The following is a 13,832-nucleotide window of genomic DNA, read 5'->3' as shown; positions in this document are numbered from 1 at the left end:
GTTAAGTATGTGATCAGGGATAGCGCTGGATAAATGAAATGGTAACAAGGCGGAATTTTTCTTATGTAGTTGTTCTACATTGATAAATTTTAACGCAGTTAGCATGATATTTAGCCCCCTAGGATGATCAGCTATTTGAGTGAATTGGTATAATTTAGCTTAAACAAAAAAACCGCTGAAATTCAGCGGTTTTTTTATTGTTTAAATAGTTTTAAAACTGGCCGTAAACAGCAAAAACAAGTGCTTCATCAATATCTTGATAGCCAATTGAAAAAGCAAAATTGGCATCGGTATAATATTTCGCTTTTACTTCAAACTTGCCATCGTTTACACCAAGGCCTGCTGAGATTGCTTGGTTTAAATAATAAGTACCAAATACACGGGTAACAATATCATTCCCAGTTTCAGTCACAGATGCATCAACGGCTAAATGCTGCGCACTGTTTAGCGCCATAAAGTAGCGAGACGCCAACTCCCAACTATCTAGGTCTACCTCAGTACCAAAACTAAACGCAAGATAATCAATGCGATTGATTTGATGATTGTATTCAGCACGCGCAAATACTTCACCGTCTTGACCATCGGCATCGCTATAGCGCGCACTGACTTTAAAATCATCGTTAATCAGGTAGCCAGCGCCTACACTAAAAGCATCATAATCACCTTGTTTGGCAACATCTGCGGTGATAAATACATTATTTGGTAAAAAATACTCGCCACCAATATTGTAGAAGTTATCATCGTAAAAGTTATTAATTGAGCCATACAGGTTAGTATCGGTATTTAAATAACCAAACTCATCTAACACACCAATCATTGCCTGCGGTTTAAAAAAGTAATGGCTGCTAAATGCAAAACCATCGTAGTTATCGGCATTAACATAGTTAAATTCGTTAAACGACTGATAACTCGCAGCATTTACACCAGTCGCCGCCATTAATAAACCTGATAAAAGAAATTTCTTCATATAAAACTTGCCACTATCCTAATGTGTATTGACTTAAAATTTTGTAAACCTGATCAATATCATCTCCCGCCTTAAACTCTTTTGTTAGCGGATTTGGCTCAGAGCCTAACCAAATTTTTAATTCAGCATCGAGGTCAAAAGTGCCTGCTGACTCTTTGCTAAATTTAGTTATTTTGCTGTAAGGAATTGAAAGTACCTCAGCTTTATTACCACGTACACCTTGGCGATCAACCAAAATTAGGCGTTTATTGGTAAACACTAAAACGTCGCGAATTACTTTATACGCCTTTTCAACTTGTTCACCATCAATCAGTGCTGAATCAATAAAACGCTCAACTTCCTCGCTGTCTACTTCACTTGCATTACCCAATAAGCCTGATAAAAGTCCCATTGTTGTCTCCTTAGCTGTTATATCGGAAAAAGATACTGTTCAGCATCTTGCCAATTTTTGCATTGTTTTACACCGGGTACATATTCAATTAAATAATTTAAATTACCCGTGTGGCGTAACAATGTCAGTGTCATTAAACTGTTTAGTAACGTTCGTTTATCGTCAACTTGATAAAGGTAGTTTTCTAAAAACTGCTGGAAAACTTTTGTTTTACCTTTTGCTATAAGTAAACCAACTGTAGTAACTTCAAATAGTGGCTCGTTGCACACTAAGGCATCACCAAAATCAATCACACCACAAAGTGAAATGCCGTCATCACCGCGTTTAACCAATAAATTCCCCGGGTGCAAATCACTGTGTACTAAATACAGGTTAGTGGTGTCTGGTGCGGTATAAGGCGTATGCGCAATATAGGGGATGAAATCGGCTAAAAAATCTGGACGCAAGCCTTGGCGCTTTCTTCTTGCGTAGCTATTGTGGTATTGCTCATCAATAAATTTTTGCCAATCTTTGTACAGTACACTTGTTTTTTGCATGGGAATACTGTGCATTTGTAGGCAAAAACGCCCCAACTGCGCGGCTATTGATTGTTGTTCTTCATCTGTTAGTTCATTATAAATATCCGACAGAAGCTGCCCTTCAAGCCCTTTTGTAATTAAGTAACCCCAGTTATTAAGTTCGCCGTGCGCAATCAATTTAGGTGTCACAATCGGCAGTGTTGCCCCATCGCATAAATTGAGTGCTTCTTTTTCATGGTGGTATTGAAATAGCCAATTTGGCGCAATAAATTTGATGTAAAAGGCTTGATTGCTGGCACTGTGCAATAAAAATGTGGGATTCTCGCCTGAGCTAACGCGCTCTACCACACTCAGCGCTAAATCATTATTTTCACATATTTGTTCAATCAGCGGTTGCCAATGTGTTTCGTTAGTAAAATCGCAAATCGCGCAAGCATATTCATAGCTTGGCGCTTGAGGCAGCGCCATGGCATCAAAATCTTTAATCAAATAACTGGTTTTCAAGCGTTTTTCCGTTGTAAATTTGTTGGTATGCAATCTGCTTTTGATGCAAATGTTGCAGCAATTGAATATCAAAGTCAGTAACACTGGCATCATATTCAATTAAGTACTCGCGCGATTGCGTTGTTTTTATTTTTGTTAACCCATTTAGCCCTGAAATTGTTTTATCAAAATCACCACTATGTTGTTTTAATCGCAAGGTCAAATAAGCATGATTTTGCGTATCGATATCACCTGAGTATTGTTTCAAACTACCGGCTTCAAACACAAATACACGCTGGCACAGGCGCTCAAGCTCTGCCAAATCGTGTGAGCTCAAAATAAACGTAATCTCAGAGCTCAAACTCGCAATTAACTCCCTTATCTCTTTGGCATGAATTGGGTCAAGCCCTGCTGTGGCTTCATCGAGTAATACAAATGAGGGATTGCCTATCAGCGCTTGGGCAATACAGGCGCGTTTTCGCATGCCGTGTGATAATTCTTGTGGCTTTTTGGTTTTGTGTTCAACTAACCCTACTTGCGATAACACACGTGTCACTTCACTGAGCGCAGACGCTTTTGCAAAACCTTGTAATTTGGCAAAAAAAGCAAGTTGTTTTTCAATACTAAAGCGCGGATCAAGCTGTGCATCTTGCGGTAATACCGCCAGTTTACCAAACTGCGCTGCATGAGGAATTGTGTTGCCACCAAACAGTACTTCACCACTACTTGGTGAAATAAAGCCCGAGATTAAACTAAATAGCGTGGTTTTACCCGCACCATTAGGGCCAATAATCGCAACAGGCTCACCACTTTCAATGGTCATTGAAACGTTCGTTAATACCTGATTGCTTGCAAAGTGTTTGCTTACATTTTTAAGTTCAATCATGGTTACACCCCTTGCTTCTTAAATAATGTAAACGTCAGCGCACCGTAGATGAGCGTTTGTGCAAGTGGCAGCAAATATTGTTCAGACACGCTCGCGCTTAACGCTAAGGTGTCAAACAAGCTAGCGTTAGGCAGCAAGTAACCTAAAAATGAAAAGCCCTGCCAAATATACTCTGCCAATAAGCCAATAATAATGCTGCCTAATGTAAGCAACAGTAAACAATGAACAATGGCTTGTTTAGATGATGTTGAATAAACATTTAACAGCAGCATAAAGGCAATCATCGGTAACACAACAAACATTAAATCAACCAATATTTGGCTGCTTAAATGCAGTGACCCTGAAAGTTGACCCGCATCATTCCAAACAATCAACATAATGCTTGCCAATAAGGCAATACCTATAAACGCAGCAACTACCAATACTTGACCAAGAAAGCGGCCAAGCAATAAATCTTCACGTTTTGCGCGCAACAGTAAAAATCGAATCGTGCCGCGCGCTTTATCACTGCATAACTGATCGGCTGCGGAAAACATGGCAAAAAATGGAAAAGTCAGCACTGCGACTAACCAAAATACGATTAATTCAGGAACTGCCCACGTAGATAAGTTTTCAAGCCCTACCTCGCCAAGTAATTGCGCCATAAAGCGTTCAAACTGGGGATCTTTAAAAAACGCAGCGCCTTTCGCTACCACGTTGGTCAAAATAAGTGACCAAATCGCAAGGTAGCTAATAATGGCAACTAGCCCTCTTTTTGAAAATAGAAACCGTGAAAATTCAAATTGCGCAAATGCAATAACACGATGAAAGCTAGTTGAACCCATACAAATCCTTTATTTTAATTGTGCTTGAAAACGTTCAAGTCCTTCGGCAAGGTCCAGTTTAAGATCATCTACGTCTTCAAGTCCAACATGAATGCGCACCAAAGGTCCTGAAAAATCGTAGTTTGTTACCGTACGAATGCGATTAAAACTGGTTGTGACGGTAATTAAGCTTTCAAAACCACCCCACGAATAACCCATTTTAAAATGTTGCATACCATCTAAAAGTGCAGTAATCGCAGCTTGATTACCCTCTTTTAATACAAAACTAAAAAGGCCTGTGCTGCCGCTAAAATCACGTTTAAACACATCTGAGCCTGGGCATGTGTCGAGCATTGGGTGACGTACATGATCAACTAACGGATGCTCCGCCAACCAATTGGCAATTTCTAATGCTGCTTGTTCGTGTTGCTTTAGGCGTACCGGCAGTGTACGTAAACCTCGCATGGCAAGGTAAGCATCATCTGCTGATGTGCATTGCCCCATTAGGTAGGCATTTTCACGTAACTGCTCCCAACATGCCTCGTTTGCAATTGCTACGCCCATCATCACATCTGAGTGACCAACAATGTATTTAGTTGCTGCTTGAATTGACACATCAACACCGTGGGTTAGTGGTTTAAAGAAATAGCCATTACCATAGGTATTATCAATAAATACTAGCAAATCATGTTGTTTCGCAATTTTAGTCAGTAAAGGTACATCTTGTACTTCCATGGTAATCGAACCCGGCGCTTCTAAAAACAACAAAACCGTGTTGTCTTGAATCAAGTCGGCAATGCCTTCACCAATAAGTGGGTCGTAATAAGTGGTGCTCACACCCATATTTGCGAGAATTTTTTCACAAAAATCACGTGTCGGTTCATACGCGGTATCGACCATCAAAATATGATCGCCCGTTTTTACGAACGATAAAATGGCGTTACTAACTGCTGCCGCACCACTTGGAAACAAGGCACACCCTGCACCTTGCTCAAGTTCAGTAATTGCGTCTTGTAAAGCAAAATGGGTATGCGTTCCACGGCGACCATAAAACAGCGCTTGCTCACCGCGCTTTGCGGTGTTCTCTTTCATCTGCGCTACTGAGTCAAACACAATGGTAGATGCACGTTGTACAACCGGATTAACCACCCCTTGGGTGTATTTTGACTTGCGACCTGCGTGAATAATTTGGGTATTTGCTTTCATAAATCGATTCTACTCTTGGTTCTGTTACAAACATTAAATAGACTTTTAGACGGCTAATCAAATCTAATTTGTTATGAGTTAATCCAATGCTCTAACAGGAAGCGACTAATCGAACTATAACGCGGCTTTTTAAAACTTGATGAGTCATCGCCCCACTCACCAAATTGCGCTAATTCATCTCGGCTAAACCACTTAGCGTCTTCCAGTTCATCTTCACCAATATCAATTGTTGTGCTGCTTGCCGTTGCAATAAAGCCAATCATCACTGAACTTGGGAACGGCCAAGGTTGCGATGCGATGTATTGGACCTCAGACACATCAATGCCCGACTCTTCCTTTACTTCACGAATAACCGCTTCTTCGAGCGTTTCACCCGCATCCACAAATCCGGCAAGTGCTGAATAGTTACCTACAGGCCACGATGCTTGGCGTCCAAGCAAGCAGCGCTCAACACCATCGTCAAATACTTTACGAACAATCATAATAACCGCCGGATCATGACGAGGAAACGTAATGTGACCACACTTTTTATTATCACAGCGACGGGAGTATCCCCCTTCATACGAGGTATTTTGGCTGCCGCAGCGCCCACAAAATACGTGTGTTTTGTGCCAATGCAATAAGGTTTTTGCATAGCCTGCGATCGCTACACTAGCAGCAGGGAAACTGGCGAGTTGGCTGCGAAATGGCAGTGTTTGATAACAACTTAATTCATCAAGCGCTAATTCTTGCTGGGTTATTTCGATAGCAAAGTACGGGGTATTATTCTCAAGCCCTAAAAAGAGGTGCGGCGCACGCCCTAAAATTGTTGTGACTTGCTTTACACTTAACCACAATAAATCATCAAGGTGGCTAGTCGATAACATCATATCTTGATAAAAAAGCAGTACTTTGGCGTTGTCGCTATTAAGTTGTTGCGTGATAAATTCAGGTTTACTGCGTTCGCGCGAGCAACGCGCCAGTGGCATTTGACTAAAAGGCAGATTTTGCATAGCTAATTTGTTGAATTTAATATGCTTACATTTAAACATAAAAAAAGCGCCAATGGCGCTTTTTAAAACAAAAATGATGTTACAAAATGATCAGTGCTTTAGCTCAGCTAAATACTGTTGTAACTTTTGATTTTCGCCTTCAATGTGCTTGTATAGTTCAGCGTTTACAAGTTTACTTGCTGCTGCTTCGTCAATAACAATCACTGCATCTTGATGGAATTGTAGCGCAGACGCTGGACATACAGCGGAAACCGCACCTTCGCACATATCACGCACTGCATCAGCTTTATTTTCGCCAGTTGCGAGCAATACTACTTTTTTCGCTTCTAAAATCGTTCCAATACCCATGGTAATTGATAAATGTGGCTGGAATTCACCTTCTGCAAAAAAACGGGCGTTATCTTCTACCGTTTCTTTGGTAAGCGTTTTTACACGCGTTCGCGATGCAAGGCTAGATGATGGCTCGTTGAAACCAATATGACCGTTACGACCAATACCTAATAATTGAACATCTACACCGCCGCTTTGTGAGATCTTATTCTCGTACATTTTACACGCGGTGATCGGGTTTTGTGCATCGCCCGGCGGAACAAACGTGTTACTTTTGTCGATATCAACGTGATTAAATAACTGCTCGTTCATAAAATAACGGTAGCTTTGCGGGTGGTCGCCGTCTAAACCTAAGTATTCGTCTAAGTTAAAGCTTGTTACTTGCTTAAAGCTTACTTTATTTGCTTGATTCGCTTTAATCAGTTCTTGATAAAGCGCTACAGGTGTCGAACCCGTTGCTAATCCTAATACAGAATCTTGTTTTCTATTAATTTGATCGATAAAAATCTGAGCACCGTATTCGGCCACTGCAGCTGCATCTTTTAAAATAACTATTTGCATAGGAAAGGCTCTAGTAAGGGGTTAAATAAAAATGGGATCTATGGATATCTGTCCGTACAAGTATAGATAATCCATAGATCACAAAACCTAATCGGGATACAACGATATTAGGTTTCACCATTATGACAACGCTGTCATTATTGCGTCTATTTACATATTTGTAAAGTAAAAGTGAATAAAAAAGCGTTATAAAATATAAAGAAAATAAAAAAGCAGGCGGTGCCTGCTTTTTAAAATAGTAAGCGTTAAACGCTGATTAAAATCTTGCGTTTATATAGCCAATGCAGCACTAACAATTGCACGCCAAGTAAGGCAAACACGCCTATTAAAGGCTGCCAAGGTGCCGGTACCGCAGCAATAAACCCACCAAACACACTGCGTGAAATGTATTCCCAGTTCACTAGGCTTGATGCGAGGTAAATCACAATTGAGTTAGCGCCAATAATTACGAATAGATATGCAGCACGTTGTTGATTAAGTAAATCAACAACAGCATAAAACACCGCCAGTAAAATAAAGCTCCAACCCACCGTTACCATAACAAATGACGACGTCCATAGGTCTTTATTAACTGGAAATACCATATTCCACAGCCACCCAGCAGCAAGTGCAACTAAACCTGCAGCAAATAAAATAACTGCAGTTTTCCATTCGCCACGCTCTTGTGCTTGTTTAATATAGCGGCCCGCAATAACACCAAATAACGCATTAGCAATAGCAGGAATACTCGACAAAATACCCTCGGGATCCATTGGCTTGTTTTGATAGGTAATGCCTGGTAGTAAGTTTGTGTCGAACCATGCGTTCCAAGAACCAGCACCGCCCGTCGATAAATCACCTGCAACACCACCTGGAACCGGTATGAAACAAAGCCAAACCCAATAACCAATCAAGATCCCAGCAAGGGTAAACATTTGTGTTCTAAAGCTTGTATGCCATACCAACATCGCCGCGACAAACCACGCGACAGCAATACGCCCAAGTACACTTGCGTAACGTACTTCTTCTGGGTTAAGTGGTACCCCAGTGCCCCAGCCATGGTTGTAAAGTACACCAAAAAAACACAGCAATAATAAACGCTTAAACGCTTTTATATAAATAGGTTTGCGCTCAACAAAAGGTAGATGGTCGATACGTTTAGGTGACAACCCCATCGCAACGCCAGATAAAAAGATAAATAAAGGGAAAATTAGATCGTAAAAGGTAAAACCGTGCCACTGACTATGTAATGTTTGCGCCTCTGCAACTTTCCATCCAGCCCAGCCAGTTAAAACAAACAAAGCGGCAAAAATTTTCTCACCGCCTAAAATCCAAAACATGTCAAAGCCACGCAGTGCATCAAGTGATGCTAATCGTTTCTTCGTTTTCTTATTTGTATCGCTCACGACAACCTCGTTTTTATACTTGTAATACCAATGCTGTTCCGTGTGCTCTCAGCTCTAGGCTTAAAAATAATGTGCCAAGTAAGTAGAATTTCTCTTATGTAGACATGTTACATAAATAAATTCGAACGCAATAAGCAATAAATTTAGCTCGCTAAAGTGATTAACGCGTTAAGCGAATTGGTATAATAATACCGAGTGAAACAATCCGTTGGTATCACTTAAGTCTAATTACGTGTGTACTTCCCCTAAAAATACACGCTGTTTTTTTACTTTCTTTTAGATAAAAAAAAGCCCCGCTTGTTACTTCAAAGCAGGGTTTTTGCCCAGGAATCAATTATCGCTTTGCACCAGCAACATAGGTTTCTCGTGCATAAAATTCATTGTCCATCACCACAAAGTCAGCATCTGCGCCAACCACTAATCGCCCTTTTCGATTACCTAAACCTAGGTACTGTGCCGGGTAAAGTGATGCCATTCTCAGTGCTTCAGCATAACTAACATCAAGAGTATTAATGGTATTGCGCACCGCACCTGCCATGTCTAACACACTGCCTGCTAATTCACCTGTGGTTGAATTTAATCTATCGCCAGTGCGGATCACTTTACGACCATCAAAGAAGTCAAACTCCATATCGTCGGTACCCACAGGTGGCATCGCATCTGTTACTAGCATAATTTTGCCACGGGTTTTGCTATCGATAGCAAATTTTGCAGATACAGGGTGAACATGATGACCGTCAACAATTAAGCCGCACCATGCGTTGGTGTCAGTTAATGCTGCCCCAACTACACCGGGTTCGCGTGAAGTGAATGCACTCATCGCGTTATATAAATGAGTAAAACCGTCAGCACCGGCTTCAAGTGCAGCTAATACCGTTGGATAATCAGCATTAGTGTGACCAATTGATACTTTAACACCCGCTGCAACGAGGCGTTTAATGTCGCTGGCAGATACGTTTTCTGGTGCTAAGGTAACTACCTTGATGCCTAAATCTTGGCGTTCAAATACTGCAAATTCCGCTTCCGTAATTGGGCGAATAAACTTTTCGCTATGCGTGCCCTTTTTCGGCATTGATAAATGGGGTCCTTCAAAATGCACACCCACAATACCCGGCACTTTATCTTTAATTGCCTGAGCTGTGGCATCAGCTGCGCGTTCCATTACTTCAACACTGTCTGTGATAAGTGTTGGTAATAATGCAGTTGTACCAAATTGGCCATGCGCTTTTGCAATCGCATCAACGCAATTTACACTTTGCTCGGCGTTAAAAAATGCACCACCACCGCCATTGACTTGTACATCGATAAAGCCCGGAACAACGGTACCCCCTAGTACAATCGCATTGTCACTTTGACCGTGTTCAAACGCTGTGATCACGCCATCTTCAACACTAAACGTCACATTTTGAACAAACTGTTCACCGCTAAATAAGCGTGTCGCAAAATACTTCGTAGCTGACATAATTACCCTTTAATTGAGTTTTGCGCAAAATAAACGGCGCCCATTTCTGGCGGCTGCATTGCAGGTTTAACATTTGCCACCACGTCTTTATCTAACCATTCTTGCAATGGCTCGGCTAATCCGCCAATCATTGATAAACGCGGTGGGTTATTTTGTAATAGCTTATTGGCTAAATCGCTGATGTAACGTGCACCATCTTTTACGATTGCAAGTGCAACCTCATCGCCTTTCTTTGCCTCTTCAAGTACTGGACGCGCCAACTGCGCATAACTGCTTGATGGTTTGCCCGCCATTGCTTCGGCGATGCCCATTGCATCGGTTACTTTAAAATGCGCTAACAGTATATCGGCAAGCGATGTTTTTGGTCCAAGACCATCTAAGCTTAATAATGCTGATTTTACAGCTTCTAAGCCAAGCCATGCACCACTACCTTTATCGCCTTGTGCAAAGCCATGTCCGCCTAATATCGTGCTTTGACCATTTACAAATGAGAAACCACACGAGCCAGTGCCTGTAATAATCACTGCCCCATCCTGCCCTTCGTGCGCACCAATACATGCAGTGTGAAGATCAGTTGTCAGAAACATCTTTTTAAATGGATGGTGCCAATCTTGAATTTGTTGATATAAACCAGGCAAGTTGACGCCAGCAAGACCAAGACCTGCAACCACATCGTTTACTTTATCGAGGTTTAAGCCGGCATCTTGAATTGCTAACTGAGTTGAAACCATAATGGATTCAAGCGTGCGGTCTAGGCCATGTAACGGGTTAGCAGGACCGCCCAAGCCCGTGCCCAACACCCCATTTTGGCTCGAAAATACGGTTGCACGACACTTTGTACCGCCACCGTCTATTCCAATAAAGATTTGCTCTTTATTTGCACTGCTTGCAACCATTAAACAACCTCAATTCTTATAATTTTTCCGTAAAAGTACTTAACACATCTATTTGTTACTTGTGTTTACTATCCACTTTTACGCATTTCCCCAACCCAAGTGTTGATTTAATGTTACACAAATAATGACAGCGTTGTCATTAAATTTTTATAGTTTTTGCTTACCATTAATTAATATCAGCATAACCATATGTTTTATTTAATATTTAATTTATGCTTATACGACTAATAGCGAACCGACTTAACGCTTAACAACGACCAAATAATTACTTTTAGTCTCTAAATCGTATTCAACAAAAACGTCTATCGTATACTTTTTATTACATTCGTTATCTAGATAAACTAATAGTTATTAAACCCAATAGCAGATACCAACTACTCTTGTAATGCATGGTCAACGCTGGCATTTCAGATTTGCGCTTTGTACCTAGTATGTCAAATTATTAAGCTAAAAATTTCAATTGATGACACGTAACAATCAATTGTCATATTTTAGTCTTACAGAACACTTATCTCTTTGGCAAATCACAAAGTTACAAACTAAGCTTAAGCTAAACAATGCCAAAAGAGACCGTGCCATGAATTCAATTAAAGTAAAAGATTACATGACGCATCGCGCCGTATCCTTTTCTGTTCATATGACTGTTAGCGAAGCGTCTGAGCGACTATTAATCTCACATCAAACTGGCGGACCAGTGCTTGATGAACACAAACATGTAGTCGGGTTTTTGTCTGAGCAAGATTGCCTTGAACGTATGCTTGAGGATACTTATCAAAATGAAAGCCATTACAAAGTGGTTGATATTATGCGTACCGATGTACTGGCAATAGACGAAGATCATTCAGTATTGGATTTAGCGCAAACCATGTTAACGAACAAACCCAAAATTTACCCGGTGGTAGATAGCAGCAAACGCTTGATTGGGGTGATCACTCGCAGCGATGTGCTTCGCGCAATCGATCAGCACCATCATGCAATTTATGAACAAGGCCACAGACGTTTTGTCTAAAAGCGCTGTCAAAATTTTCAGCGAAACAAATTATCGCGCAGTCATTAAAAATGTATTGCGCTTTAAATTTAATAAATAATCGCTAAACAATACAAAAATAACGGAAGAATACATCCAATTTACTAAGGTTTTTAAATACGAAATAAGAGTTACAAGGAGAAACTCATGGCGCATATATTAGCAGTGGATGACCAACAAACTATTCGCTCAATGATCCAAGCAATACTAACCGGTGCTGGTTATGATGTAGTAACTGCAGTTGATGGTGTTGATGCAATGGACAAACTGCGCGCACAACAGTTTGATATGGTGATCACTGATATTAATATGCCCAATATGACAGGTTTGAGCTTAATCCCAAAAATTAGGCGACTACCTGAACATCAATATGTGCCAATTCTTATGCTGACCACCGAATCGAGCGGTTATAAAAAAGAAAAAGCCAAAAACAGCGGTGCCAGTGGTTGGCTTACAAAACCATTTGACCCCACGCGTTTACTAACCGCAGTAGAAAAATTGCTTAAAAAGTGAACTTTTTCAATTCATAGTGTATACAAAATACAAATTTCCTGTTACAACTACACTAACTTGGTTAAACGCAGCAACTTAGGCAGGTACAACCAGTTTAAGATAAATACAATTACAATTTGCTGTTGTTAAATTACTGAGTGTAAATTTTCGGTCACTTTTTATAAGTTTTGTATAACTTGACGTGACGCTAACGCAATCACCAATGACAACAGGAATGCAAAATATGGGAAACTCAACAGGCAGCTTATGCCCGCCCGCTAACCGCCAACAACCGGTTAATAACAAACATGCTAGTAAGCCGTTTCAACCGACTCAAGATGAAAAATGTTTTGAACGCGGTTATAACTAACCTTAATTCAGATTAGGTAAATAAAAAGCCCGCGGTTGCGGGCTTTTTTTATGTTTATTCAACACAATATGCTTTTGTGTTCGCTCAGGTTATTTTACACCCAATTCTCTTAAACGTTCATTTAAATACTCATCAGCTGTGTAACGCTCTGAAAGCACTACATCTGGACGAGGGTGCAAGAAAAGCGGCAATGAAATACGTGATTTATCTGACGCTTTACCTGTTGGGTTGATTACACGGTGAATTGTCGATGGGAAATAACCACCCGACGCTTCTTGCAACATATCACCAATATTAATGATTAAGTTACCAAAGTCGCACGGCACGTCTAACCAACCGCCATCTTTGTCTTGTACTTGTAAACCTGGTTCATTTGCTGCCGGTAACACAGTTAGCAAGTTAATATCACCGTGTGCCGCAGCGCGAATAGCACCTGGCTCTTCATCACCTGTCATCGGCGGGTAATGTAATATACGTAATAATGTTTGATCTGAATTTGAAATCATATCTTTCAAATCAATCGAAAACTTCGCCTTAACATCTGCTGGCGCGTATTCTTGAACCCAGCTAAGTAACGTCGATGCAAATTCGTTTGCTAAACGATAGTACTCACGAATTTCTGCTTCTAATTGCGCAGGTACACGCCCATTTGGATAAACATGAAAATATTCTTTAATGTCTTTTATAGTAAAACCTTTCGCTACCTCAGATACCTCTGGAGGAAAATAACCATCTTGTGTTTCTTTACTAAACAGAAAATCATGTTTTTCGCTTGAATTGAAAAATTCTTGCCAATTTTTGTAAATCGACTCAACCAAATCTTGCGAAATTGGATGGTTTTTTAATACACCGAAGCCAGTATTTCTTAACGACTCAACAAACTGTTCAGCCGCGTTTTCAGCGGTATAATCAACCGTAGGTAATTGCATAAGTTTCACCAAAATAAAAAAGTGAAGAGCCTTTATTGCTCATACACTTATCAAATAATTTCAAGGGATGTGTTTGCACCACACATTCTTACTAAAGTGATTATAGATTATAAGGACGAATGTCCGCACACATG

Annotated in this window: 15 protein-coding genes; 3 read left to right on the top strand and 12 right to left on the bottom strand. The window is 40.6% G+C overall.

The genetic code is table 11. The features are described from left to right. Positions 1-211: 211 nt before the first annotated feature. From AN214_RS15805 to nagK, 11 genes are all read right to left on the bottom strand, one after another. Complete coding sequence (locus AN214_RS15805) at positions 212-967, bottom strand: putative porin (RefSeq protein ID WP_054980607.1); 756 nt, start codon at positions 965-967, stop codon at positions 212-214. 13 nt (positions 968-980) lie between these two features. Next, the gene (locus tag AN214_RS15800; RefSeq protein ID WP_010559920.1) at positions 981-1,358 is read right to left on the bottom strand and encodes a PH domain-containing protein; all 378 of its coding nucleotides are present in this window, start codon (positions 1,356-1,358) and stop codon (positions 981-983) included. A gap of 17 nt (positions 1,359-1,375) precedes the next feature. Next, positions 1,376-2,380 carry an aminoglycoside phosphotransferase family protein gene (locus AN214_RS15795; RefSeq protein WP_054980606.1) on the bottom strand — a complete coding sequence of 335 codons (1,005 nt, stop codon included), beginning with the start codon at positions 2,378-2,380 and terminating at the stop codon, positions 1,376-1,378. Then, entirely contained in the window at positions 2,358-3,245 is an 888-nt protein-coding gene (locus AN214_RS15790) for an ABC transporter ATP-binding protein (protein WP_054980605.1), read from the bottom strand. The genes AN214_RS15795 and AN214_RS15790 overlap by 23 nt, the downstream gene beginning before the upstream one ends. A 2-nt stretch (positions 3,246-3,247) precedes the next feature. Continuing rightward, positions 3,248-4,069 (bottom strand): ABC transporter permease subunit, encoded by an 822-nt coding sequence (locus tag AN214_RS15785; RefSeq protein WP_054980604.1) that lies wholly within the window; start codon positions 4,067-4,069, stop codon positions 3,248-3,250. A 9-nt stretch (positions 4,070-4,078) separates the two neighbouring features. Next, positions 4,079-5,254, bottom strand: coding sequence for a cystathionine beta-lyase (locus AN214_RS15780; protein ID WP_054980603.1), 1,176 nt, complete (start codon positions 5,252-5,254; stop codon positions 4,079-4,081). A gap of 71 nt (positions 5,255-5,325) precedes the next feature. Next, positions 5,326-6,246, bottom strand: a complete 921-nt coding sequence (gene nudC, locus AN214_RS15775; RefSeq protein WP_054980609.1) for an NAD(+) diphosphatase — start codon at positions 6,244-6,246, stop codon at positions 5,326-5,328. A gap of 90 nt (positions 6,247-6,336) precedes the next feature. Then, positions 6,337-7,137 (bottom strand): glucosamine-6-phosphate deaminase, encoded by an 801-nt coding sequence (gene nagB, locus AN214_RS15770; protein WP_010559914.1) that lies wholly within the window; start codon positions 7,135-7,137, stop codon positions 6,337-6,339. A 245-nt stretch (positions 7,138-7,382) separates the two neighbouring features. After that, a complete protein-coding gene (gene nagX / locus AN214_RS15765; RefSeq protein ID WP_054980602.1) occupies positions 7,383-8,522 on the bottom strand; it encodes a transmembrane glucosamine N-acetyltransferase NagX in 1,140 nt (379 codons plus the stop codon). 334 nt (positions 8,523-8,856) lie between these two features. Continuing rightward, entirely contained in the window at positions 8,857-9,984 is a 1,128-nt protein-coding gene (gene nagA, locus AN214_RS15760) for an N-acetylglucosamine-6-phosphate deacetylase (RefSeq protein ID WP_054980601.1), read from the bottom strand. 2 nt (positions 9,985-9,986) lie between these two features. Further along, positions 9,987-10,880, bottom strand: coding sequence for an N-acetylglucosamine kinase (gene nagK / locus AN214_RS15755; protein ID WP_054980600.1), 894 nt, complete (start codon positions 10,878-10,880; stop codon positions 9,987-9,989). Between the two features lie 577 nt (positions 10,881-11,457). Between nagK and AN214_RS15750 the strand changes: the two genes are divergently transcribed. From AN214_RS15750 to AN214_RS23195, 3 genes are all read left to right on the top strand, one after another. Next, positions 11,458-11,889, top strand: a complete 432-nt coding sequence (locus tag AN214_RS15750; protein ID WP_054980608.1) for a CBS domain-containing protein — start codon at positions 11,458-11,460, stop codon at positions 11,887-11,889. Between the two features lie 165 nt (positions 11,890-12,054). Further along, a complete protein-coding gene (locus tag AN214_RS15745; RefSeq protein ID WP_010559909.1) occupies positions 12,055-12,420 on the top strand; it encodes a response regulator in 366 nt (121 codons plus the stop codon). Between the two features lie 223 nt (positions 12,421-12,643). Next, positions 12,644-12,769: a hypothetical protein gene (locus AN214_RS23195; protein ID WP_267890898.1), complete on the top strand. Its 126-nt coding sequence runs from the start codon at positions 12,644-12,646 to the stop codon at positions 12,767-12,769. Positions 12,770-12,858: 89 nt separating this feature from the next. On the opposite strand, the gene AN214_RS15740 is transcribed toward AN214_RS23195, so the two are convergent. After that, the gene (locus AN214_RS15740) at positions 12,859-13,698 is read right to left on the bottom strand and encodes an isopenicillin N synthase family oxygenase (protein ID WP_054980599.1); all 840 of its coding nucleotides are present in this window, start codon (positions 13,696-13,698) and stop codon (positions 12,859-12,861) included. Positions 13,699-13,832: the final 134 nt, after the last annotated feature.

Origin of the sequence: Pseudoalteromonas sp. P1-9 (assembly GCF_001399975.1) — a bacterium.
GTDB lineage: Bacteria > Pseudomonadota > Gammaproteobacteria > Enterobacterales > Alteromonadaceae > Pseudoalteromonas.
Note: the sequence above shows the minus strand (reverse complement) of the source record. Positions and strands in the feature narration are given on the sequence as shown.